At 67.6% G+C, this 22,626-nt stretch carries 28 protein-coding genes; 19 read left to right on the top strand and 9 right to left on the bottom strand.

The features are described 5' to 3' along the window. Positions 1 to 14: 14 nt before the first annotated feature. The 3 genes from ABZ795_RS24600 to ABZ795_RS24590 form a co-directional block, all read right to left on the bottom strand. Entirely contained in the window at positions 15 to 467 is a 453-nt protein-coding gene (locus ABZ795_RS24600) for a transposase (RefSeq protein WP_357532035.1), read from the bottom strand. A gap of 571 nt (positions 468 to 1,038) precedes the next feature. Then, on the bottom strand, positions 1,039 to 1,620 hold the full coding sequence (locus ABZ795_RS24595) for an HD domain-containing protein (protein WP_357532034.1): 582 nt from the start codon (positions 1,618 to 1,620) through the stop codon (positions 1,039 to 1,041). Then, positions 1,617 to 2,744 carry a helix-turn-helix transcriptional regulator gene (locus tag ABZ795_RS24590; RefSeq protein ID WP_357532033.1) on the bottom strand — a complete coding sequence of 376 codons (1,128 nt, stop codon included), beginning with the start codon at positions 2,742 to 2,744 and terminating at the stop codon, positions 1,617 to 1,619. The genes ABZ795_RS24595 and ABZ795_RS24590 overlap by 4 nt, the downstream gene beginning before the upstream one ends. Before the next feature lie 170 nt (positions 2,745 to 2,914). Here ABZ795_RS24590 and ABZ795_RS24585 point away from each other — a divergent pair, with 170 nt between their 5' ends. Together ABZ795_RS24585 and ABZ795_RS24580 are read left to right on the top strand one after the other, a co-directional pair. Beyond that, the gene (locus ABZ795_RS24585) at positions 2,915 to 3,328 is read left to right on the top strand and encodes a hypothetical protein (RefSeq protein ID WP_357532032.1); all 414 of its coding nucleotides are present in this window, start codon (positions 2,915 to 2,917) and stop codon (positions 3,326 to 3,328) included. Beyond that, positions 3,325 to 3,621 (top strand): hypothetical protein, encoded by a 297-nt coding sequence (locus ABZ795_RS24580; RefSeq protein WP_357532031.1) that lies wholly within the window; start codon positions 3,325 to 3,327, stop codon positions 3,619 to 3,621. The genes ABZ795_RS24585 and ABZ795_RS24580 overlap by 4 nt, the downstream gene beginning before the upstream one ends. Before the next feature lie 77 nt (positions 3,622 to 3,698). On the opposite strand, the gene ABZ795_RS24575 is transcribed toward ABZ795_RS24580, so the two are convergent. Beyond that, positions 3,699 to 4,145: a cytidine deaminase gene (locus ABZ795_RS24575; protein ID WP_357532030.1), complete on the bottom strand. Its 447-nt coding sequence runs from the start codon at positions 4,143 to 4,145 to the stop codon at positions 3,699 to 3,701. A 142-nt stretch (positions 4,146 to 4,287) separates the two neighbouring features. Then, positions 4,288 to 5,451, bottom strand: coding sequence for a polysaccharide deacetylase family protein (locus ABZ795_RS24570; RefSeq protein ID WP_357532029.1), 1,164 nt, complete (start codon positions 5,449 to 5,451; stop codon positions 4,288 to 4,290). A gap of 436 nt (positions 5,452 to 5,887) precedes the next feature. On the opposite strand from ABZ795_RS24570, the gene ABZ795_RS24565 reads away from it, so the two are divergent. Continuing rightward, positions 5,888 to 7,093 carry a M14 family zinc carboxypeptidase gene (locus tag ABZ795_RS24565; RefSeq protein WP_357532028.1) on the top strand — a complete coding sequence of 402 codons (1,206 nt, stop codon included), beginning with the start codon at positions 5,888 to 5,890 and terminating at the stop codon, positions 7,091 to 7,093. Positions 7,094 to 7,299: 206 nt separating this feature from the next. Here ABZ795_RS24565 and ABZ795_RS24560 read toward each other — a convergent pair whose 3' ends face one another. Next, positions 7,300 to 7,872: a hypothetical protein gene (locus tag ABZ795_RS24560; RefSeq protein ID WP_357532027.1), complete on the bottom strand. Its 573-nt coding sequence runs from the start codon at positions 7,870 to 7,872 to the stop codon at positions 7,300 to 7,302. A 21-nt stretch (positions 7,873 to 7,893) separates the two neighbouring features. On the opposite strand from ABZ795_RS24560, the gene ABZ795_RS24555 reads away from it, so the two are divergent. The 3 genes from ABZ795_RS24555 to ABZ795_RS24545 all read left to right on the top strand — a co-directional run bounded on the left by ABZ795_RS24555 (position 7,894) and on the right by ABZ795_RS24545 (position 9,569). Then, positions 7,894 to 8,463, top strand: a complete 570-nt coding sequence (locus ABZ795_RS24555) for a TetR/AcrR family transcriptional regulator (protein ID WP_357532026.1) — start codon at positions 7,894 to 7,896, stop codon at positions 8,461 to 8,463. Between the two features lie 298 nt (positions 8,464 to 8,761). Beyond that, on the top strand, positions 8,762 to 9,169 hold the full coding sequence (locus ABZ795_RS24550; protein WP_357532025.1) for a hypothetical protein: 408 nt from the start codon (positions 8,762 to 8,764) through the stop codon (positions 9,167 to 9,169). Between the two features lie 211 nt (positions 9,170 to 9,380). After that, positions 9,381 to 9,569: a hypothetical protein gene (locus ABZ795_RS24545; RefSeq protein WP_357532024.1), complete on the top strand. Its 189-nt coding sequence runs from the start codon at positions 9,381 to 9,383 to the stop codon at positions 9,567 to 9,569. Positions 9,570 to 9,713: 144 nt separating this feature from the next. Here the strand turns inward: ABZ795_RS24545 and ABZ795_RS24540 are convergent, their stop codons facing one another. Then, the gene (locus tag ABZ795_RS24540) at positions 9,714 to 10,217 is read right to left on the bottom strand and encodes a MarR family transcriptional regulator (protein WP_357532023.1); all 504 of its coding nucleotides are present in this window, start codon (positions 10,215 to 10,217) and stop codon (positions 9,714 to 9,716) included. Positions 10,218 to 10,248: 31 nt separating this feature from the next. On the opposite strand from ABZ795_RS24540, the gene ABZ795_RS24535 reads away from it, so the two are divergent. Both ABZ795_RS24535 and ABZ795_RS24530 read left to right on the top strand, forming a co-directional pair. After that, positions 10,249 to 11,313: a bifunctional NAD(P)H-dependent oxidoreductase/GNAT family N-acetyltransferase gene (locus tag ABZ795_RS24535; protein WP_357532022.1), complete on the top strand. Its 1,065-nt coding sequence runs from the start codon at positions 10,249 to 10,251 to the stop codon at positions 11,311 to 11,313. Positions 11,314 to 11,511: 198 nt separating this feature from the next. Further along, positions 11,512 to 12,597, top strand: a complete 1,086-nt coding sequence (locus ABZ795_RS24530; RefSeq protein WP_357532021.1) for a hypothetical protein — start codon at positions 11,512 to 11,514, stop codon at positions 12,595 to 12,597. A 56-nt stretch (positions 12,598 to 12,653) separates the two neighbouring features. Here the strand turns inward: ABZ795_RS24530 and ABZ795_RS24525 are convergent, their stop codons facing one another. After that, on the bottom strand, positions 12,654 to 13,400 hold the full coding sequence (locus ABZ795_RS24525; protein ID WP_357532040.1) for an HAD family hydrolase: 747 nt from the start codon (positions 13,398 to 13,400) through the stop codon (positions 12,654 to 12,656). A 1,586-nt stretch (positions 13,401 to 14,986) separates the two neighbouring features. On the opposite strand from ABZ795_RS24525, the gene ABZ795_RS24520 reads away from it, so the two are divergent. Next, the gene (locus ABZ795_RS24520; protein WP_357532020.1) at positions 14,987 to 15,262 is read left to right on the top strand and encodes a hypothetical protein; all 276 of its coding nucleotides are present in this window, start codon (positions 14,987 to 14,989) and stop codon (positions 15,260 to 15,262) included. 36 nt (positions 15,263 to 15,298) lie between these two features. After that, positions 15,299 to 15,496, top strand: coding sequence for a helix-hairpin-helix domain-containing protein (locus ABZ795_RS24515; RefSeq protein WP_327021965.1), 198 nt, complete (start codon positions 15,299 to 15,301; stop codon positions 15,494 to 15,496). A gap of 19 nt (positions 15,497 to 15,515) precedes the next feature. Here the strand turns inward: ABZ795_RS24515 and ABZ795_RS24510 are convergent, their stop codons facing one another. Beyond that, positions 15,516 to 15,782: a helix-turn-helix transcriptional regulator gene (locus ABZ795_RS24510; protein ID WP_357532019.1), complete on the bottom strand. Its 267-nt coding sequence runs from the start codon at positions 15,780 to 15,782 to the stop codon at positions 15,516 to 15,518. A 72-nt stretch (positions 15,783 to 15,854) separates the two neighbouring features. On the opposite strand from ABZ795_RS24510, the gene map reads away from it, so the two are divergent. The 9 genes from map (at position 15,855) to ABZ795_RS24465 (ending at position 22,626) form a co-directional block, all read left to right on the top strand. After that, positions 15,855 to 16,634, top strand: coding sequence for a type I methionyl aminopeptidase (gene map, locus ABZ795_RS24505; protein WP_357532018.1), 780 nt, complete (start codon positions 15,855 to 15,857; stop codon positions 16,632 to 16,634). Between the two features lie 86 nt (positions 16,635 to 16,720). Beyond that, on the top strand, positions 16,721 to 17,014 hold the full coding sequence (locus ABZ795_RS24500) for a hypothetical protein (protein ID WP_357532017.1): 294 nt from the start codon (positions 16,721 to 16,723) through the stop codon (positions 17,012 to 17,014). Positions 17,015 to 17,202: 188 nt separating this feature from the next. Then, positions 17,203 to 17,505 (top strand): urease subunit gamma, encoded by a 303-nt coding sequence (locus tag ABZ795_RS24495; RefSeq protein ID WP_327021961.1) that lies wholly within the window; start codon positions 17,203 to 17,205, stop codon positions 17,503 to 17,505. 31 nt (positions 17,506 to 17,536) lie between these two features. Then, a complete protein-coding gene (locus ABZ795_RS24490) occupies positions 17,537 to 17,995 on the top strand; it encodes an urease subunit beta (RefSeq protein ID WP_327021960.1) in 459 nt (152 codons plus the stop codon). 34 nt (positions 17,996 to 18,029) lie between these two features. After that, positions 18,030 to 19,748: an urease subunit alpha gene (locus ABZ795_RS24485; protein WP_357532016.1), complete on the top strand. Its 1,719-nt coding sequence runs from the start codon at positions 18,030 to 18,032 to the stop codon at positions 19,746 to 19,748. Between the two features lie 31 nt (positions 19,749 to 19,779). After that, the gene (ureE, locus tag ABZ795_RS24480) at positions 19,780 to 20,343 is read left to right on the top strand and encodes an urease accessory protein UreE (RefSeq protein ID WP_357532015.1); all 564 of its coding nucleotides are present in this window, start codon (positions 19,780 to 19,782) and stop codon (positions 20,341 to 20,343) included. 23 nt (positions 20,344 to 20,366) lie between these two features. After that, the gene (locus ABZ795_RS24475) at positions 20,367 to 21,044 is read left to right on the top strand and encodes an urease accessory protein UreF (protein WP_357532039.1); all 678 of its coding nucleotides are present in this window, start codon (positions 20,367 to 20,369) and stop codon (positions 21,042 to 21,044) included. Between the two features lie 35 nt (positions 21,045 to 21,079). Next, positions 21,080 to 21,709 carry an urease accessory protein UreG gene (gene ureG / locus ABZ795_RS24470; protein WP_357532014.1) on the top strand — a complete coding sequence of 210 codons (630 nt, stop codon included), beginning with the start codon at positions 21,080 to 21,082 and terminating at the stop codon, positions 21,707 to 21,709. Continuing rightward, entirely contained in the window at positions 21,706 to 22,626 is a 921-nt protein-coding gene (locus ABZ795_RS24465; RefSeq protein ID WP_327021955.1) for an urease accessory protein UreD, read from the top strand. The genes ureG and ABZ795_RS24465 overlap by 4 nt, the downstream gene beginning before the upstream one ends.

The following is a 22,626-nucleotide window of genomic DNA, read 5'->3' as shown; positions in this document are numbered from 1 at the left end:
CACGCTCACGCAGCTCATCGTTGTACTTCTTCGGTGCGGGCATCGCTGATGTTCCTCCCAGATTTCGATGTCTCCATCAAACCCGGTGCGGGACAGATCGCCTCGTTGAACCCGTCCAGGCGGCGGGCGTGCTTGGGCACGATCCGGGGCGTGAACGACCCGGCCCGGTCCCGCGGAACCTGGATCCGCACCGGCCCGACCTCGGTCTGCACCGTCTTCGCCCCGTGCCCGTTACGCACGTTGACCCGCCGGCCGGTCACCTCGTCAACGCCCGCCTCGTCCAGATGGGCATCCAACTCGGCGTCGAGCGCTGACTCCAGGACGGTCCGGGTGATCCCCGCGAGGAGCCCACCCGGGCCGACCAACGAGACTCCATCGGTCTTCGCCGGCTGCACGAGCTGCTGAGCGAACTCCACCTCCGCCGCCGACGGCTGCGGAAGTGGAACCGCGTTCTTCTTGTCTGCCATGACGTGGTCCTTCCTGGACAGGATCAACGTCCTGTCCAACGGACCACACCCAGGTCAAACACGGAAATCTACGCAGTCCCGACCCGTGCCCGTTGCAGGGGTCAACAGGGGTCCGACTCGACATGCCGCCGGGGCTTTCATCCGACAGGGCGTAGTCACTGGTCGGTTAGACAGTCGCCGTGGGTTTAGATCAACCCGATTCCCAAGCTGAGCGTGGGCCGACTGCCTTAGTCACCTTCCTCGGGGACGAAAGCAGGCATGAGAGCGTTCGTGAGGGCAGCAGGGCTGGCGGCCCAGATCGCACCCCGGGTCCCGCCCATTACCGTGCGGACGACCCTGCTACCTTGCCGGCCAGTCTGCCACGCGTGGCGTTTCCTGTTGCTGTTGACAGCAGCGGTGACAGCAACCGGCGCGGACGGCGCCACCCGGGGACTACCGACGCCGGACGATGGCCCGAGGCCACTGACGCCGACGGACCCCGCCAGACGGAGCGTCCAAAACTTACAAGCGAGGGGTCAACTTGCATGGAGTGATCAGCCCCGGTGGTTGGCCGGTGCCTGGTGCTTGGTGGTTATGCCGGTGGTGGGGGAGGGGTGAGCCAGGCGAGGGGTTGTCCGGTGAGGGCGGCGTCGGCGAGGCGGTGGGCGCTGGTGGTTTTGAGTGCCGCGCGTGAGCTGTCGATCCAGCGTTGCACGTTGTCTATGCCCTGGTGGCGGTACTCGACTGCTTGGACGAGGCATTCCAGTTTGTCGGCGTCGCGGGCGACGATGGCCTCTTGTGTCTCGCCCGCTTCGTATTCGGCGACGGCGGCGTTGATGAGGTCAGCGACGGCAGGTGGGCAGGCGGCGACCTGGTCGGCGGTGACGGTGGTGTTGGGTGCGGCGGTGAGGTAGCGCTTGGCGATGTGTGGGATGTCGGTGATCCGGGTTTCCTGGGTGTCGTGCAGGACGCACAGCATCGATACCCGGGCCGGGTCGGCACCTTCCATGGCGGCGAGCATCATCCCGATGAGCGCGGTTCGGAACGAGTGTTCGGCGATGGATTCGGGGTGCTTGACGCCGGCGAACCACCAGCCGGTGCGGGCGGCGCGTTTGAGTACGCCGGCCTCGAAGATGAAGCGCATGGCTCCGGCGGCGTCGTGGTCGTCGTTCATGTGCCCGTCCCTGTGCCGGTGACTCCGTCTGCTCGCAGGCTGTAGACGATAGAGGTTAGTTCCTGCCGGGATTGTGGAGAGATGTGGTCGCTGTCCAGGATCCGGGTACTGCGTTTGAGGAGCGCGCGGCTCTCGGCGGGGTTGTCGAGGGTGAGTCTGCGGCGTACGGCGAGCAGAGCCCAGATGTTGTGGACGTTGAGGTCGACGAAGGGGTGCGTGGGGTCGAGGCGCTGGACCAGGTGCCGGAAGAGAACCGAGCCGTGCCAGTCTGCGAGCGGAGCCGGCATGAATGAGTCGTCGTGCTGGCGGTACGGGATCTCGCCGACCCAGTAGGCCGAGTAGTTCAGGGCTGCTCGCTGGCAGGCGTCGTCCGGATGCGCGCGGGCGAGGAAGTCTCGTAAAGGTTCCGGGTCGCCCTGGTTCGCAAGGGATGTGACGACAGAGCGGGCGTCAGGCCACAGCGGTGACCAGGTTCGGAACGTGATCGCCCTGCGGGTACGGGTGGTGGTCTGGGAGAGCCATCCGGCGGCTGTCCTGGTGGGGTCCATGCCCGCGAGGAAGCAGGCTTGTCGATGCAGCAGAACGCTCGGGTCACGTCCGGCGGCTGCCCGTTCGGCGAGTACGTGAAGCCGGGTGAAGAACGCGCGTTGCTCGTCGGCGGGCAGGGACGGCCCCGACGCCACCGGGCCTCGCCGGGGATGGGCGACGGGTATGTCTCTGGCGAAGGTTGGTGTCTGCCCGAGAACAGCCCAGAGGATCAGATCGGTCAGGCGGTGGGTGAGTACGCACCAGCCGAGCGGCTGTTCGGCGATGTCGCACCGATCCGCCTGACCGTCCAGGACTGCGGCGAGGATGAAGTCTGCCTCGGCGGCGTCGTCGAGTGCGGCGAGCAGGGTCACGTTCGCTCCGAGCCGACCGAGCCTGCGGCGGACGGCGAACGCTTGCCCGAGCGGCACCGCCGTGAAGGGTCGACGCCCGGACTCCCAGCTCTGCACGGTCACACGGTCTACGCCCAGGTCGGCGGCGAGCTGCTCCTGCGTCAGCGGAATGGACTCCCGGATCAGCTTGAGCAGGTAGCCGGTCACCCCGCCCCGCTGTGGTGCTGATCGTCCGCGACCTGCCATGCGTCATCCCTACGTTGACCGGTGGTCGACGTTCCCGCCCCGAAACAACCGCTGCGGCCGACATGTGGGCTGCTCACTCGTACTGCGGGTGAGTCCCACCGCCGTCGTGGTGATCGTAGCGTCGCAGTTACCGAACGTTCTAGAACCGGTCCCGTGGCTAGGGGTCGGCCATGGGGCGCTGCCCGGCGGAGGGGGCGAGTAATGCGGGACAGGACGCCACCGGGGCGACGAGTGTCCTACGACCAGTACCTGATCGCCGTAGCGATGACTTTGGCACGGCGACACCGACCGGCATGGTCGTGGCGCAAATGGAGGTGGCTGTGCCGGTGCGGGGCCGACCTGCCCTGCCGCGCCCGGCACCGCATTCCCATCAACCGCGGCCACTGGCCGACCGAGGAGGACCAATGACCAGCGGCGCGGAGCAAGCCATCCTCGCGGTCCACCTTCGAGGGCTCGACGGCTTGTGCGTCGGTTGCCGGGCGTGGTGGTCGCGGCTGGTGCCGTACCCGTGCTGGCAGGTGGAGTGGGCGACCAGTCGGCAGGCTCGCGCGAGCGTGGCTCGGTTTCTGGGCGGTGTGCGGTGACCACCCACGGCCCGGTGATGCCGATCTGGAGCTGCGGTGGCTGCGACCTGCCCTGGCCGTGCCCGACGCGGCGGCGGGAGTTGCGCGCGGAGTACGCGGGCGCTCCGGTGTCGCTGGCCCTCTATCTCGGCGTCTGTCTCGTTCAGGCCGCCGAGGACATGCCTTGGGCGCCGGCCGGTGCGCTGCACCGTCGCTTCATCGGCTGGGCGAGGCAGCCGCCGGAAGTACAGCAGCGAAGTACAGCAACCGTGCCAGCCGAACCCGACCGGCAGGAGCGCCACCAGGCCGGATGACCTCGCACGGCACCCGATCCGACCGGCCGAGGCCGAGTAGCCGCAGCCACCCCAGCAGTTGCCTGGCGGCCAGCGGGTCAGGATGCATGGACGCCCGGAGAAGGCCAAGGGCCACCGTCCGCAAATCTGGCTCCCCAATAGAACGGGTTGACCTCGAGAAGGGTCCGTGTCGTCCACCCGGATGGGCTGCTCCGATCGGCGACCCCCACCTGAACCTCCGGACCCCACAGGGCGAGGCGTTCCTGGCAGATGCCGCACGGTGCCAGTACGAAGATGTCGCTGCTGTCAGCCTCTCTTCCCACGCACACCGACGCAGTCACCCGCTTGTTCAGCGTGTATGCCTGGCAGATGGCTCCAGTCTCATGGCAGAGAGTGACCCCGGCGTTGAGATTGTCGAGGCAGACGCTGGTCAGGATCTGACCGTCCTCAAGGTAGACCGCAGCTGCCCCACCGTACTCGTTTGCCGGCCATCGGCGATTCATCTGGTCCACGGCTGCATCGACGAGGCGCTGATCAAGATTCATAGCCCGAGCGTACGGCTGGTGTGCCGAGCGGGCGGGCCCGACGTGAGGTCGAGCCCGCCCGGGTTCGGTCCGGTTCTCCGGTGTTGGTCCTAGCCCGCCAGCCTGTCGGCCTGGCCGCCGGCGAACAGTGGATCAGCGATGGTCATCGTGCGACGAGGCTGAATCGCTGGTTGGTGCCGCCGTGGCAGTCGTAGAGCTGGACCTGTGCTCCGTTGGCGGTGCTCCAGGCGTCCAGGCAGCGTCCGGACTGGACGTTGCTGATGGTGCCGTTGGAGTTGACGTTCCATTGCTGGTTGCCTTGGCCGTGGCAGGCGTAGATCTGGACGGCGGCGCCGTTGCCGGAGCCTGCTGCGTCGAGGCACATGGTGCCGTACACCCGTAGTTGTTTGTCTGAGGTGTAGGTCCAGGCTTGGTTGGTCTGTCCGTGGCAGTCGTAGAGCTGTACCCGGGTGCCGTTGTTCTGGGAGGCGTTGGGTACGTCGATGCATCGACCCGACTGGCTACCGACGATCTGGCTGGCGGAGCCGGAGGGCGGAGGCGTGGTCGGCGGCGGGTTGGTCGGCGGGGGAGTGGTCGGCGGCGGAGTGTCGTCCGGCGCCACCGCTCGGCCGGTGCTCGGTGAGATCATGCCCGTGCAGAGGTTGCGGCTGCTCAGGTTTGCCATGATCTGCGGAATCGCGTTGCGGGTGTTCTGAATGCCGTCGTGCATCAGGATCACCTGGCCGGCCTGGAGACGGCTGGCGGCGGAGACGATCTGGCTGACGCTGGCGCCGTTCCAGTCCTGGGAGTCGACGTCCCAGATCACCTGGCGCAGGCCGAGCGACGCGGCGACCGACTGGAGGGTCGAGTTGGTCTGCCCATAGGGCGGGCGGAACAACTGCGGCCGGACGCCGGTCGCTGCCTGGATCGCTGCGTTGGTCTGGGAGAGGTCCGACTGCATCTGGCTCTGGTTCATCGAGGTCATGTACGAGTGGTTCCAACTGTGGTTGGCCACCCACATGCCCGCGTCGACCTGGGCCCGCGCGGCGGACGGGTTGCTCTGCACGGTCTGTCCGACATTGAACATGGTCGCCCGTGCGCCGTTCGCGCGCAGCACGGACAGCAGTGCGCTGGTACTGCTGTTCGGCCCGTCATCGAAGGTGAGGGCGACGTACCCGTTGCAGACGGCGGCGCTGGACGGAGTGGCGGCCACCGCGAGACCGACGGCACTCAGCGCCACGGTGGAGGCGAGCGCGGCCAATCGGAAGGTGAGACGCGATTTCCGGGGGGCGGACGGGCGGCGGGAGCCGCCGATACTTTCGTACATGTGCAGGTCCTCCTTGGGGCGATGGCACCTGACGACGCGTAGGTTTAATCGACAGGACTTGATGTCATCGCGTTCGGAGTATTGCAACGGCGTTTCGAACACGTCAATAGATTCCGGAAGTTCGCCGGAAGTTCCGGAAAGGTCGGCTGGTCGGGCCGGGCCCGCGCGGGCAGCGACGCGCCAGTTCGGCCGGTCGAGGACGGCAAGGTACTCCACCACCAACGGCGCTTTTGCCCCAAGCCTCGCAAGTCAGACGCCGTCACGACTTTGCCGGGGGTCCTGACTCGACGTCGAAAGCTCAAGATTCCCTCAGATGCTGCGTCGAGCTGCATTTGAATTCACTGGCGCCCTTAGCTTTTTCGCATCCGATAGGCGCGACCCGCCCTACCGGATAAACAGTTCCAGCTCATGACTTGTACAACTGTAGGAGGCCATGATGAAACGACGCCTATTCGTGTCGACAATCGTCGCATCGTTGGGTGCTGTCACGCTTTTCGCGCCGTCCTCTTCGGCTGAGAACGGAAACGCCAACTGCCAGAACCTTCCCGGCGAGCGGTCCACCTCCGGCTGGACCAGCTATGAGGAACTCGGCAGGCGACTCGCGCAGATCGAGGCGACCAGCCACGGCCGCGTCAGTGTGGACGTCATCGGAGAGTCGAATCGGGGTCGGGACATCTACGCGGCGCGGGTCGGCACCGGTGACCGCGTACTGCTGATCACGAGCGAGATTCACGGCAACGAGAAGACCGGCACCGAGGCCCTGCTGCAGATGCTCAAGACCCTCGGGTCCAGCGGCAGTGCACAGGCCAAGGCGATCCGCGAGAACTTGACCATCGTCGCTGTCCCGAAGTTCAACCCCGACGGTGCGGAGCTGAACCGTCGGCAGAACGACTTCCCGTGGAGCGAGGTGGTCGAGAAGTTCCCGCAGCTGGCCGGAACGAACCCGCCGTACTACTACAACAACGGCGCACAGGGCTTCGACATCAACCGGGACTTCAGCGCGGACCTCACCGCCGAGCCGTCCCCCGAGACCCGGCCGTCGAACGAAACCCTCCCCGGCATGTACCTGACCAACGAGTCCCGGGCGCTGCGTGACCTGTACGTCAACCTCCGCGATGAGTTCGGCAAGGTCCACGCCTACGTCGACCTGCACCACATGGGCCCGTGCAACCAGAACAACGACTCCGAGCAGTACGTGACGGTGTCGCTGGACTTCCCGCCGCTCGGTTCGGAGGTCGACGGCAACCCGCGGTACGCCGACTGGCCGTTGCTCGACCAGGATGCCTCTCGCCGTCACGCGCTGGCTGCCGCCCTCGGCATGATCGACCACGGGGGCAACGGATCGGGAACCAACTCGCCCTTCGTCGGCGGGGTGAGCCGTTACGTCCACTACCAGGTCGCCGACGGATACAGCTACGACCGGGACTACGCCGGCCAGGCCAGGTCGGCCTTCGCCCTCAACGGCAGCGCCACGGTGCTGTTCGAGGTACGTGGCCAGTCGAACGCGTGGGGCCAGAAGCAGAACGGCATGCTGACCCAGGTCGTGCAGGCCGGCCTCTTCGGAATCGCGGACCGGATGGCGGACAAGTCCGTCGACAACCTGAACGGCAACCAGTTCTACGATCTGCCCAAGTACTGGTGAGCCACAGCGTCGATGCAGTAGTCAACGAACCACGGCGATCAGCTAGACCCTGACATCACCACATGACTCAACGGCCACCGCCCATGCTGGGCGGTGGCCGTTGAGCGCGTCCGGTTTGGCGACGCCGGACGAATCTGTTGGTGGCGTAGGTCAGCGGCGGCAGCTAGCGGGGAGGCTGTGAGCACTAGGCCGGACCGATGCCCTCATCATGGGCTCGACACCCCGCCGCGGACCTTGCCCGCCGCGATCCGGGTCGCCGCCTTGCGCAGAACGCCGGGCACGAGCTGGCGATGCAGGACCGACAGTGGAGGCCAGACCAGGTGCGCCAGCCAGCGGTCGTAGCGGAGAAACGTTCCCAGAGCCACGCTGTCACCGGTCGCTTGGACGACCAGGTTGGCAGTCAGGAACCAAGAGGTGGCTTCGAGTCGGATCCATTCGTCATCCTGCTCGCCGATCTGCCAGCCGGCTACGGTGTGCGCCGACACGGTCCGGCTGAGCCGTAAGCCCATCAGGCCGCACCACAGAAACAGCTCGATGGCGTCGGGCGTGTCACCGAACATCACCCGGGCCCACCGTTCGACCGGTGCGACGGCGTCGGTCGGCAGCAGGAAGTGGTCGGCGTAGTCGATCCGAGACAGGGAGCTGAGGGTACGCACCGAGGCGGGCAAACGTTCGACTCCGACGGTGCTGACGGTGGCTCGTACGCTCATGGGCCCGCCCTTTCGCAATATACGGTGCCGTATATTGCCACTGTAGCGGGTGTGTACGGTGGTGTACACGACAGGACGAGGTGAGATGCAGTGGCTGCCATCCGCACGCCCCGCGACAGGTGGATCGAGGAGGGCCTGCTGGTCTTGGCCGAGGGCGGCCCGGACGCCGTCCGGGTCGAGGTGCTCGCGAAGCGGCTCGGCGTCACCAAGGGCGGTTTCTACGGCTTCTTCGACGACCGTGATGCGCTGCTGCGCGCGATGCTCGACGTGTGGGAGCGCGAGAGTACGGACGAGGTGATCGCGCGCGTCCAGCGTGAGGGTGGCGACCCGCGCAGCCAGATCCAGCGGGCCGGCGTGCTCACGTTCTCGAGTAATCGGTTGCTGCCGATCGACCTCGCGATCCGCGCCTGGGCGCGGCGCGATGAGGTGGTCGCCGAGCGGCTGCGCGCGGTGGACAACCGGCGGATGGCGCTGCTGCGCCAGATGATCGGCGCCTTCTGTGCGGACCCGGAGGAGATCGAGGCCCGCGCCCTGCTCGCCTTCTGCATGGCGATCGGCGTGCACTTCCTGGCCGCCGATCACGAGCACAGCACCCGGGGTGAAGTTGCGCAGCGTGCGGTCGACCTGTTGTTCGATCGCGCGCCCCGCTCCGCAGGTTGATCGTCGCCTTGGGGGCAAGGAGTCTGCCGGTGGGGCACACACGGGGCACAAGACACTGTGATCGAAGGCGCCATCGACTGAGACCCGCCCCACCCGCAGTCCTTGACGGCCGGTCATGCCGCCGATCGGGTGTGCAGTCGACTACGTGGCGTTGGCCCGCACGGCAGCGATCAAAGGCATCCGCTCACGCCGCCCGTCGTGTGCGCTGACGGGGCCCGTACAAGTCACGGCGAGTCGCGTCGCAAGAGCAGAGACAGGAGATGACGACCGGATGAGCCCGGGGTCGTAGAGTGCTGTGATGGTCGACAGTTGGGCTGCTCCGCAGCGGGGAAACTGTACCTGCACGGTTCATCTCGAGCACCTCCTCGATGTGGTGCTGCCGCCGGCCCGTCCGGATTTGGAACCCGTGACCGTCGCCGAGCTGCTTGACACCGGCGACCTGAAAGCCGACCCGCTCACGGAGGCGGAACGAAGGCGGGGCGGCGCCGGATACCACTGGTCTCTCTGGGTCGGTGACGCCGCCCGCGGATACTACGACGACCACGCGTCGCTGCAGCTCGACGTGGGCATCCTGGCCACGTCGGGCGTCGAGCGCGTGGAGTGGCTCGATCGGGAGGAGTTTGTGGTCGGCGCGCCGACGCTGTGCGTCGACGGGATGACGGCCGTGGTCGCCAACGTGCTGGCCGACCCCCGCGTGCGGGTGTAGAAGACTGCATCGGCACGAGACACAGCAAATTGCGCAGGTAGTGGGTCCTGCACCGCGGCCACGACGCCCTGGGCAGAGCCGCGGCCGTCAATCTTGGACACTTTTCGATAGCTGATGACGACAAGTGTCCAAGATTGCGAGCCTTCGGCGATCGCCGGTCCTGCCGGGCCGGTCGGTTCGTTCTGCCGCGTACCGGGGTATATCGGAGAACGTGGATCGTGAGGACTGGCGGCTGCTCGCCGCGCGGCATGGTCAGGACGGTGAGGAGCCTCGTCGTTGCCGGGATTGCCGCGCCTACTGGCCGTGCGACTTCCGGCTGCGTGCCGAGGTGGAGTTGGCTGCGCACCTGCGGCCGTACCCCATCTCCGCACCCGGCCAACCGGTCACCATGGCTGGGTGAGGATGCGGCGAGGTCCGCGATGGTACGGCGACTGTTCCGTCTGCGGTCATGACTGGCGCGAACACATCCCGTCGGAGCCGTGCAGCGAGTGCCGGTACGAGATCGAGCATTCACAGCCGGAAGCTCCGTCCACCCCGTGCCCGGCTACCGCTCCGCCGCCTCCTGCTCGTCGCTGATCCGGGCCGGTGCGGGGTCCGCCAGCCGTCGGGCGATCCGTTCGATGGCGGTGAGGTCCTGCGGGGTCAGCCGGTCGATGAAGTGGCGTCGGACCGACTCGACATGGGTCGGTGCGGCCTCTTCGAGTGCGGCCAGCCCCTGGGCGGTGAGGGTGAGGAGGCAGCCTCGGCCGTCGCTAGGGTCGGGGGTGCGCCGCAGCAGGCCGCGGGCCTCCATCCGGGTGGCGTGGCGGGACAGTCGGCTGCGTGACCAGCCCATCTTGTCGGCCTGTTCGCCCAGGCCGCTGGTGTGGTCGGGGCGTTCCGAGAGGGTGCTCAACACCTCGTAGTCGGGTTCGGAGAGCCCGAGCGCCGCGAGGTCGCGGGCCGTGCCGGTCGACACGGCGACCATCACCCGCCGGTACGCCCGCCACGCCCGCTCCTCATCCGGATTCAACCAGCGTACGGGCTCCCCTGCCGGGTTCGTTGACATGTAATCAATCTAGCACCTACGATTCGTTTCCATGTCAACGAGACCGATTCGTGTTCTTGCCCTGGTGTGCAGCACCCGTCCCGGTGCCCTGGGCCCGGTGGTCGGGCAGTGGCTGATCGAGACGCTCACCCCGCGGGCCGCGGAGCTCGGGGTCGAGCTCGTACCGGTCGCCGTCAGCGACCTGAACCTGCCGTTTCTGGACGAGGAGGAGCATCCCTCGTCCGGCGAGTACCGGCATGAGCACACCCGCCGCTGGAGCGAGACCGTCGACGCGGCGGACGCCTTCATCGCGATCACCCCGGAGTACAACCACGGGATGCCGGCGACCCTGAAGAACGCGCTGGACTACCTCAGCCGGGAATGGGCGTGGAAGCCGATCGGGTTCGTCAGCTACGGCCACACCTCGGCCGGCACCCGGGCGGTCCAGCACGCCAAGCAGGTGGTCACCACGTTGCGCCTGGTCCCCCTGGGCGCCACCGTGGCGATCCGGATCGGTGAGGCCGTGCAGGACGGGCGACTGCGGCCCGACCCCGCCCGACAGGCGGCGGGGGTCGGGCTCCTGGACGAACTGGTCCGCCTCGCCCACGCGCTGCGGCCGATGCGGGAACGCGTACGAGCAGACACCTGGGCCGGTCCGCTGCTCGGTTCGTACGCCAGACGACTGACGGCCGACGACGCGGGCCAGGTGACGGTGCTCCAGCGGTGCTGCTGGGTGGACGAGGCCCTGGCCAACGACAGCATGGCCATACCGGCCCTGCACGAGTCGCCGGAACAGGTACGCGACTGGCTGACCGACTGGCACACCACCGGCCTCTGGTTGGACGGCCGACTACTGGGCATGGTGCGGACCCGCCGCGTCGACACCGACTGGCACCTGGGTCGGCTCGCCGTCGTCCCTGACCTGCGCGGCCAAGGGCTGGGCCGGTGGTTGCTGCGGACCGCCGAAGCCGCCGCCGACCCCGCCTGCGACCGCATCGTGCTGTTCACCGGCGCCAGGAGCCAGCGCAACATCGACCTCTACCACCGTGAGGGGTACCGGACGGTGTCATCCGCCAACCCGGACGGCACCACCAGCCTGGCCAAGCCGGTGGCCTGACGGATCGTCGCTGGCGGCCGGGGCACGCGATGAGGCCACCGGGCGGAGCGCTTCTGTGCATGAGGCGCGATGACCGACCTTGATACATGCCGGAGGTGATTGTTTCACGACACCGAAACATCGGCGCCGCTGATTGTGACGAAGTCATTACCGCTCACAGACTCCTGTGCGTCATGTTCCGGTCGAACGGAGGAACACATGCGTCTTCGATCATTCGTCAGCACAGCGCTGGCCGCTGTCCTGGCCGCCGCCGTACTCGTGCCGACCGCACCTGCCGCAGCGGCCACCGCTGACCGTTGGGGGTTCGCTTTCGTCAAGGACCCCACCGTGTCGGTCTGGACCGTGCTCGACACCACCCGGCAGTGGGGTAGCTGGAAGACGGCATTCCCGAGCGCCTGGGCCGACGGCATCAAGGTCGGACCTGGCCGGTTCCAGGTTCGCTTCCCACAGGTGGGCGCGGGCCAGCGGGGCGTACCGCATGTGACCCCGGTCAACCGCAGCGGGCACTACTGCGAGGTGGTTCGCTGGGGCCAGTCCGGCGCCGACCAGATCGTCGACGTGCAGTGCCACCGGCCCGGCGGCGCGCGCGAGGACACCCCGTTCACCGTGCTCTGGACGACCAGCTCGGGCGTGCTGCCGGCCGGCAACTCCTATGCGTACGTGCAGTGGGCCGGCGGTGGGTTGACGCAGTCGTACAACTCCACGGGCGTGGGGAACGCGGCCGGGGCGTTCGGTGTCGGGCAGTACGCGGTGCGGCTGCCTGGGGTGGGGCTGCCCGACTTGATCGCCGGCAACGTGCAGGTCACCGCCGTGCAACCGAACGCCCTTCCCCGCCGATGCAAGGTGAACTCCTGGGGCGCGGTCAGCACCGTGGTGCATGCGGAGGTCTTCTGCTACGACCAGGCCGGCGCGTACGCCAACAGCGACTTCGTCCTCTCGTACCACCGCCGGCGGTCGGTGGTCGGCTCCTTCGGCCCGCCCAATCACATCGGATACCTGGGTACCGCCGTCGGCGGGCAGACCAACGACAACTCGATGGTCGGTCTCAATGCCAACACGGTGGTGCCGCTGGCTCCCACCGGCCGCTTCCTGGCGACCTTCCCGCAGATCGGCCTCAGGGAGACGCATGTCCAGATCGTGGCGCAGGGCCCCGGCAGCAACTACTGCCACCTCACCCAACCCTGGTCGTACACCACTGACGCCGAGGTCGACGTGCTCTGCTTCGACAACGCCGGCGTGATCACCCCGCACCGTTTCCTGGCCACCTTCACCTCCCGGGTCTGACGCCGGGCAGCGTCGGCGGCGGCCCTCCTAGGGCCACCGCCGACGCTGCGCCGTCTTCACCTCTGGTGCAGCAGGGTGACCAGGCCATGGCCGTCCTCGATTCGGGCGTCCGGTCGTAGCTGCGGGTGGGGTGGTTCGCGGTCGGTGCGGGGCGAGCGCATGAGGATCGCGGCGGCGGTCCCGGCTCGTCGGGCGCAGGCGACGTCGCGGTGCACGGTGTCGCCGATGAACCAGCATTCCCCGATCGGTACGCCGATGGCCTCGGCGGCCAGCCAGGCCAGCCGGGGGTTGGGCTTCCGGAGTCCGGCTTCGTCGCTGTAGAACTCGGCGGCGAACAGGTCGGACAATCCGGCGGTGGCGAGGAAGTCGCGATGCGCGGCCCCGCAGAGCGCGTTGCTGACCACGGCCATGGGCAGACCCGCATCCGCCGCGGTGCGCAAGGTCTCCGGGATCCCGGGGCGGATCTGCCAGTCCGGCCGCCAGGCCCAGGCGTACGCCAGGGAGGTCGCCGCCTCCTCGACCGCCGCCCGGGCCGGCTCGGGCCAGGAGCGGGTCACGAAGTCCGCCCACACCTGAGGGTGGGTCAGCTCGATCGGCTCGCCGGTGTGTGCGCTGTCGTCCCGCCATCGACCGTAGGCTCTGCCGCCCTCGGTCAGGTCGGTGGTGATCTGCTCGACCGACACGGTGCCGCCGACCAGGTCGGACAACCGCCGGACCAGGTCCGGTGGCGCCGGTGACTGTCGCGGAGCGTCGGCCAGGACGCCACCGAAGTCCAGCAGAAGCGCACGAGGCGATCGCAGCATGCCCCCATCCTTGCGCAAGCGGCAGAGTCCGTCCCTTCGCCTTCCGCCGCCGTGGTGAACGGTCGGGACGGTGCCGGGACACTGGTCAGTCCGGCTGGCGGCGGGAAGCACCAGGCTGAGGTCGTCGGGCAGCGTCCAGCGGGCGAGCCCGCTCTGGTCCGATTCCAGCACTGCCGCGGCGGCGGCTCGGTGTGCCTGCTCGGCCACGTGCCGGAAGGCCGTGGTGTCGGCCGGGTCGAGCAGGAGGTCGTGCAGGGCGGTACGCAGCAGCCGGGTCGCCACCAGCAAGGCGGTCGAAGTCGCGCAGCCACTCCCGTTCCGGGCTCGGTGGTTCCGTCCAGCCGGCCCAGGTGTTGCAGAGCTCCAGGGCGGGATGCCCGCCGACCAGGATCGGCATCGGATAGCCGTCGACGTGGACCCAGTGCATGCCCACAGTGTGCCTTGACGCGTCAGGGCGCGGTCAGTTTGGTCCTCGCCGTAGCGACTGGTGTGCGGCAGGTCCTGCAAGGTCTCCTCGATGCCGCTATGGGCGGTGACGGCGATGTCGATCACCGTTTCGTAGCGCTTAGAGATCAACTCGCGATAGCTTCGTTGGTCAACAGGTGTCCAGTTCGGACTATAACGCGACGGTATTGACGGGGGCGACCATTCGGTGCATTACCTGATGTTCTGTGGTCGGTTGTTGCGCATGAGGAAGTGATGTGTGCTTGACAGACTGAGAAAGAACGTCAGCCGGGAGTATCGATCGCGACGCCATTCGCGTACGCTGATTCCACATCATGGTCCTTAATTCGAGGAGGTGTCACGATGGTGCGTGGTGATGTTCGCGGAGTTGCCAACGCTGTTCGCGGTGTGGCCAACGCTGTTCGCGGTGTGGCCAACGCCGTTCGCGGTGTGGCCAACGCCGTCTGACGTTCAGTGATCTAGTGCCAGTGACTGGGCTCGCCTCTGTCACTGGCTCAACGAGTGCGCCTAGCCGGCACTCTGGCCGCCTTTGAGCTGCCAGTATTCAGTGTCGGCTAGGCGCCCCACTGCGTCCGGGGATCGATATGCGGTCCCTGTGAAATCGAAAATAATGCGGTGGCTGTGCGATCTATCCAGCCCGCCACCGAAACGCGCTTAATAGCTTTGTGGGTGGCTGCATCCGGATGGTATCGGTCACCGCTCCGACGCCGCTACCAGGGCAAGATGGTGCGCTCGGCCGACCAGAAATGTGCAGTCGGGAACGATCTGTTCAGTCCCCATCGCTCATCTGGGAGTGGCTTCCTGATCGTCGCGGGTTGCGGGGGGTTCTTCCCAGTCGCTGGGCGATCCGTTCCGTGGCGATGAGGTCCTCCGGGCGAGGCCGGTCGGCCAACCTGAATGACCTGTTCGTGTTTGCCCTGTACTGCTACGTCACGTCACGAGGTGCGCAGTGCGGCACCGACGGCTGGTAGACCTAATCGCCGCCGATCCCTTGACCTCACGTGTGGTTGAGGTTTGAGACTGGCTTCCTGCGGCGACGGATCACGGGAGGCGTACGCATGCAGGCGGTGGTGTTCAGGCAGGTCGGTGGCCCGAGGTGCTGGAGTGGGGCGAGGTCGACGGTGGCGATCGAGCGGGCGGCTCGGCTGGGCGACGCCCCTGGCATCCCCTCCCGTACGGAGTTGGCGGCGGGACTGGCCGGCGCGTACCGGCACACCGCCCGCGACGCCGAGGAGCTTCCCATCACCGGCGGGCCGGACGAGGCCGCCGAACGCCTCGCGGAGTACGCCGCGCACGGCGCGAACCATGTGGTCATCGGATTGTCCGGTCCGGACTGGCGGGCACAGGTCGATCTCCTCGCCGAGGTTCGCCGCCGGCTACCACAGGGTGGCGAGTGATTCGCGAGTTCTGTCCAAGGGCTTAGGATCGGGTGGGTGAGTTCCGACCTGGACACCCTGCCGAAGATCAGTGCGCCGGCGACGCGGGCGTTGAACAACGCCGGCTACTCGACGCTGCGCGACCTTGTCGGGGTGTCGCGCGCGGAGTTGGCCAAGCTGCACGGCATGGGACCGAAGGCACTCGGGATCATCCAGAGTGCGCTGGAGCAGCACAACCTGACGTTGGGTAGCTGAGGCGCCGGCAGTCGCGTCTTCAGGACGCCTGACGGATCGGCATGTCGGCCAACCAGACGTCGGCCAGGTCGTCCAGTGGAACGTCGAGGGCCTGGCTGAGGCAGACCACCGTGCCGAAGGCCGGTGCGGGCAGCCGCCCTGCCTCGATCTTGCGTAGCGTCTCGGGGGAGATGCCGGCTGCCAGGGCCACCTCGACCAGGCTGCGGCCGGCCCGCGCGGCCCGCAACGCCCTCCCGAGACGCTGACCTGCGGCGATCTGTTCGGCGGTGAGTGGTTGGCGAACCATGCCAGCAGGATATCCCTCGGCACCCCCGACCCGTCGTGGTATAAAAATACCGCTTCGCGGAAGGGGGCTGTCGTGATCGAGCTCAAGTCGTCCGACGAGATCGGCCGGATGGCGGTGACCGGCCAGTTCGTCGGTGAACTGCTCGCCGAGTTGCGCGATGTCGCGGCGGTCGGGGTCAACCTGCTGGACCTCGAACACCACGCCCGTCGGCGGATCGCCGAACGCGGCGCCGAGTCCTGCTACTGGGACTACGCGCCCTCGTTCGGCCGGGGTCCCTTCCGCAACGTGCTGTGTCTGTCGGTGAACGACGCCGTGCTGCACGGCCTGCCCCACGACTACCTGCTGCGCGACGGGGACCTGCTCAGCATCGACATGGCGGTCTGCATCGACGGGTGGGTGGCCGACTCCGCGCTCTCCTTCGTCGTCGGCACCCCCGACCCGGCCGATCTGCGGCTGATCGAGGCCACCGAGGTGGCCCTGGAGGCCGCCATCGCCGCCGCCCAGCCCGGGGGCCGCCTGGGCGACATCTCCGCCGCGATCGGCGAGGTCGCCAAGGCGTACGGCTACGGGGTCAACGCCGAGTTCGGCGGACACGGCATCGGCCGCACCATGCACGAGGCCCCGCATGTGGCCAACAACGGCCGCCCCCGCCGTGGGGTGAAACTCGACCCCGGTCTCACCCTCGCCATCGAGCCCTGGTTCTGCCGCAGCACCGACAAGATCAGGTACGACGGCGACGGGTGGACCATCCGCTCCGCGGACGGCTCCCGTACCGCCCACTCCGAACACACCGTGGCCATCACCGCCGCCGGCCCCCAGGTGCTCACCCGGCGCCCCGCCCTCGCCCGCTGAGGGGCGACTTTCCCGTCCAGATCCGTAAACCTCTCATTCTTGCTACAAAGGGCATGAGGCCGGTGATTCTGGGCGGGGAAGGCACCATGGCAACGGGTGACGGTACGGCCGGTGGCTCCAGGCCCCCCAGACGCAACCTGGTGGCGATCATCTCGATCGTCGTACTCTCCGGTGCCTTCTTCGGCTACAACCAGGGCGTCGTCAGCGGCACCCTGCAGGACATCCGCCGGGCCTTCGACGCGGACACCCTAGCGGTCGAGGCGGCGACCAGTTGGGTGACGATCGGTGCCCTGGTCGGCGCCCTCGTCGGTGGTCATCTGGCCGACCTCCAGAACATGTGGCTGGCCGGGAACCGGGCCCGGGGTCACCGGAAGCCTTAAAGCCTGCTTATCCCCGCAAACTGCCCTAAAGCTCTCGAAACACTCCTAGAGTCGAACCTGGCATTCGGTAGGTCGATGAGCGGGAACGCCAGACCGGCAGCGGGACGGTTCGGCGCGAACCCGTACCCCGGTGGGTCCGCCCAACCGGCCGGTGACGCCATCCGGCGACTGCTGAGAAGGATCAGGACATGCATCTCACACCGAGAGAGTTCGACAAGCTCACCATCCTCTCGTTGGCGATGGTGGCCAATGCCCGAAGGGCTAAGGGGCTGAAGCTCAACCATCCCGAGGCGGTGGCGGTCATCTGCGCCGCGGCCCTGGAGGGTGCTCGCGAGGGCAAGACCGTCGAAGAGGTCATGAACGACGCGCGCAGCGTGCTCAAGGCCGACGACGTGATGCCCGGGGTGGGGGACATGGTCCCGATGCTCCAGGTCGAGGCGGTGTTCACCGACGGATCCCGGCTGGTCACCATCCACTCTCCCATTCAATGAGGCGCTCCCTTTTCGACAGAGCGAGGCAGACATGGCCAAACAGCATCCGGGACCGAACTCCAAGCATCTGCGTCCGATCGGCGGATACAAGCTCAGTGATCAGCCGCTGGAGCTCAACGCCGGCCGTCCGGTGATCGAGGTCGTCGTGCACAACACCGGTGACCGGCCCATTCAGGTCGGCTCCCACTTCCACTTCTTCGAGGCGAACCGGTTCCTGGAATTCGACCGGCCGGCGGCCTTCGGCAAACGACTCAACATCCCGGCCACCACCTCGATCCGGTTCGAGCCGGGTGACCGTAAGACCGTGCAGCTGGTCTCGTACGGCGGTCTCCAGCGGGTGTACGGGTTCAACGGCCTGGTCCAGGGCTGGACCGGCGACGACCCCACCCCGCCGGACTATCGACCGGACCGCGCCGAGTCGCTGCACAACGCCAGGACACGCGGCTTCAAGTTCAGCGCGCAGGACCAGGGCGACAACAAGAAGCAGTAGGCATCGACGAGCGCGTACGGAACCTGGAGCGACAATGAGTCAGATCTCGCGGCAAGAGTATGCCGGGATGTACGGCCCCACCACGGGCGACCAGATCCGGTTGGCCGACACCGACCTCTACATCGAGATCGAGAAGGACCTGCGGGTCCTCGGCGACGAGGTGATGTACGGCGGCGGCAAGACCCTGCGTGACGGCATGGGCAGCAGCAGTCAGGCCACCACCGCCGAGGGGGTGGTGGACCTGGTCATCACCAATGTCACCGTGCTGGACGCCCTGCTCGGTGTGGTCAAGGCGGATGTCGGCATCAAGGACGGCCGGATCGCCGGCATCGGCAAGGCCGGTAACCCCAACATCATGGACGGGGTGACCCCCGGACTGGTGACCGGGCCGGGGACGGATGCCATCTCCGGGGAGCACCTGATCCTGACCGCCGGGGGCATCGACGCCCACGTCCACCTGGTCACCCCCTTCCAGGTGCAGACCGCCCTCAGCAACGGGGTTACCACTCTGTGGGGTGGCGGCACCGGCCCCACGGACAGCACCAACGGGGTGACCATCACCCCGGGCCCGTGGAACATCCACAACATGATGCGGGCCTTCGAGAACCTGCCGATCAACATCGGCCTGCTGGGCAAGGGCAACAGCAGCGGCCGGGCGCCCCTGGTGGAGCAGATCCTGGCCGGGGTGCCGAGCTTCAAGATCCACGAGGACTGGGGTGCCCCGCCGGCGGTGATCCGCTCCTGCCTGGCCGTCGCGGACGAGTTCGACGTGCAGGTCAGCATCCACACCGACACCCTCAACGAGAGCGGCTACATCGAGGACTCGATCGCCGCCTTCGAGGGCCGGACCATCCACACCTTCCACACCGAGGGCGCCGGGGGCGGCCACGCGCCGGACATCATCAAGGTCGCGGCCCAGATGAACGTGCTGCCCGGATCGACCACCCCCACCGTGCCGTACGGCATCAACAGCCAGTCCGAGCTGTACGACATGATCATGGTCTGTCACAACTTCAACCCGAAGGTCCCCTCCGACGTGGCCTTCGTGGAGAGCCGCATCCGCACCGAGACCATCGCCGCCGAGGACGTGCTGCTCGACGAGGGCGTCATCTCGATGATGCAGAGCGACTCGCAGGCCATGGGTCGGGTGGGGGAGACCTGGCTGCGCACCATCCAACTGGCCGGCCAGATGAAGAACGTCCGGGGCAAGCTCGCCGAGGATTCCTCGAACAACGACAACTTCCGGGTGCTGCGGTACGTCGCCAAGATGACCATCAACCCGGCCATCACCCAGGGGGTCTCCCACGTCATCGGGTCGGTGACCCCGGGCAAGCTGGCCGACCTCATACTCTGGGAACCCGCCTTCTTCGGGGTGAAGCCCAAGCTGGTGCTCAAGGGCGGCATGATCGCCTGGTCGATCATGGGTGACCCGAACGCCTCCCTGCCCACCCCGCAGCCGGTCTACTACCGGCCCTCGTTCGGGGCCACCGGGACCCAGGTCGCCAAGAACTGCGTCACCTTTGTCTCCAAGGCCGCCCACGAGAGCGGCATCGCCGAGCAACTGGGCCTGCAACGGCAGGTCATGCCGGTCTACCGGTGCCGCAACCTGACCAAGCGGGACATGGTGCGCAACGACCGTACCCCGAAGCTGGAGGTCGACCCGGAGACCTTCGCGGTGAAGATGGACGGCGTCCACGCGACCGTACCGGCGGCCAAGAACCTCCCCATGAGCCAGCTCTACTTCTTCAGCTGACCCGTACCCGGATCGCGGGAAAGGACGACACATGATCGTGGAATCGGTGCTCGGCAACGTGGCCGAGCCGGACTGGACCGAACGGCTGAGCCAGGCCAAGGTCGACGACCTGGTCCTGGACCAGTGGGAGGCCCAGAAGAGTCGGCTGCGCAAGGCGACCAGCCTCGGCACCGAACTCGCCCTGACTCTCTCCCGGGGGGTACGCCTGCGCGACGGCGACATCCTGGCCTGGGACGAACTCACCGGGACCGCGGTGGTGGCCCGGATCGCCCTCGGCGAGGTGATGGTCGTACACCTGGACAAGCTGCACGGGGAATCCCTGGACATGGTGATCCGCTCGGCCGTGGAGCTAGGGCACGCCATCGGCAACCAGCACTGGCCGGCCGTGGTCAAGGGCACCAAGATGTACGTGCCGCTGACCGTGGACCGCAAGGTCATGGACTCGGTGATGCGTACCCACTCGTTCACCGGCGTCTCGCACGAGTTCATCGCCGGCACGGAGGTCATCGCCTACCTGGCCCCGCACGAGTCGCGGCGGTTGTTCGGCGGAGCGGACTCCACCCCGCACTCGCACCTGCCCGCCGAGCTGAACTGAAGGATCGTCCTGCCGTGCCCACCATGGCCGAGGCGCTGCGGTTGCTCCAGTTCGGCGACTCGGTGTTCCCCGTCGGCGCCTTCTCCTTCTCCAACGGGCTGGAGATGGCCGTCCAGCACGGGACCGTGCACGACCGCAGCAGCCTCCAGGAGTACGTCCGGACCATCACCCGACTGGCCGCCACCGGCGACGGGGTCGGCGTGCTGGCCGGGCATCGGGGGGCGGCGGTCGGGGACCTGGACCAGGTCCGCCGGGCGGACGAGGCCGTTCACCTCCGCAAAATCAACGAAGAGATGCGCACCATGTCGGTACGCATGGGCCGCAAGCTGGCCGAGGCCGCCAACCGCATCATCGGTGAGTCGCTGCTCAAGAAGCGGGCCGGCGAGACCGACGGCCTGGTCCCGGTGACCTATCCGGTGGCCCTCGGGGTGCTCTTCGCCGAACTCGGGGTCGACGAACAGGCCGCCTTCGCGGCCCACCAGTACGGCGCGGCGTCGATGGTGCTGAGCGCGGCGATCCGACTGCTGCGGGTGGACCACCTCGACGCCCAGTCCATCCTGTACGCCGTCAACAAGGCGGTCGACGACGACTACCAGGACGTCCGCGGCGCCACCCTGGACGACATGCAGGGCTTCGCCCCGCACCTGGACGTCCTGGCCGCCGCGCACCAGCACGCGCACGTCCGCATGTTCATGAGCTGAACCTCGCGATTACTTCGAAGAAGGGTCGAGCACAGATGAAGTCAGCAAGCCGTATCGGCGTGGGTGGCCCGGTGGGCAGCGGCAAGACCGCCATCATCGAGACCGTCGTGCCCCGCCTGGTGGAGCAGGGGCTGCGGGTCCTGGTCATCACCAACGACGTGGTCACCACGGAGGACGCCAAGCACGTCCGGCGGGCGTTGACCGGGGTGCTGGTCGAGGAGCGCATCGTCGGGGTGGAGACGGGGGCCTGCCCGCACACCGCCGTCCGGGAGGACCCCAGCATGAACCTGGCGGCGGTCGAGGACATGGAGGCCAAGTTCCCGGACAGCGACGTGGTGCTGATCGAGAGCGGCGGGGACAACCTGACCCTGACCTTCAGCCCCGCCCTGGTCGACTACTTCATCTACGTGATCGATGTCGCGGCCGGCGACAAGATCCCGCGCAAGAACGGTCCGGGGATCTCCAAGTCCGACATCCTGGTGATCAACAAGACGGACCTGGCCCCGTATGTCGACGCCGACCTCGAGGTGATGGCCCGCGACGCGGCGATGATGCGTAACGGCAAGCCGTTCGTCTTCACCAACTGCAAGACCGGTGCGGGCATCGACGAGCTGGTCGACCTGGTCCGCCGCGATGTGCTCTTCGATGCCGAAGTGCCGGCATGACGACTTCCCTGGACCTGGTCCGGGAACTGGCGCCGTACCAGGATCAACCGGCCCAGCTGCCGGCCGCCGCCAACGGCAAGGTCGGGGTGCTGCGGCTCGGTTTCCACCGGCGCGGTGACCGGACCATCCTGCGTGACCTCTACCGGCAGTCGCCGCTGCTGGTGCAGCGGGCACTGTACTGGGACGAGGAGATGCCCGGCCTGCCCTGCGTGATGATCCTGACCACCTCCGGCGGGGTGCTTCAGGGCGACCGGCTGTCCATGGAGGTCGACCTGGGCCCGGGGGCGCAGGCGCACCTGACCACCCAGGCCGCCACCAAGATCCAGGAGATGGACGCCAACTACGGCACCCAGCAGCAGACCATCACCCTGGCCGAGGACGCCTACCTGGAGTTCCTCCCGGAGCCGGTGATCCCGTTCCGGCGCAGCCGATTCGTCTCCCACACCCGGGTACGGCTGCCGGCCAGCGCCACCCTGCTCTACGCCGAGGTGCTCCAGCCCGGCCGCAAGTACTACCGCGACGGGGAGATCTTCGCCTACGACCTCTTCTCCTCCCAGCTCCGGGCGGAGCGGCCGGACGGGCGGGGGCTGTTCGTCGAGAAGTTCGTGATCTCTCCCGGCGGATTCCCGGTCGACCGGGTCGGGATGATGGACCGCTTCCACGTCTTCGGCAACGTCATGCTGCTGACCGACCCCGCGCGGGCCGCGCGGGTCTACGAACGGACCTCGGAACCCGTCTGGGACGAGCAGACCCCCTTGGCCGGGGCGGTCGGTCGGCTGCCCAACGACGCGGGTCTGGTCTTCAAGGTCCTCGGTCAGGAGACCGAGCCCGTCAAAGCGGCCGTCCGGGCCTTCTGTGCCGCCGCCCGCGAAGAGGTGGTCGGCTGCACCTTCCCGCCGGCCTTCAGTTGGCGCTGA

It is taken from the genome of Micromonospora sp. NPDC047134, assembly GCF_040643455.1.
Classification (GTDB): Bacteria; Actinomycetota; Actinomycetes; order Mycobacteriales; family Micromonosporaceae; genus Micromonospora.
Note: the sequence above shows the minus strand (reverse complement) of the source record. Positions and strands in the feature narration are given on the sequence as shown.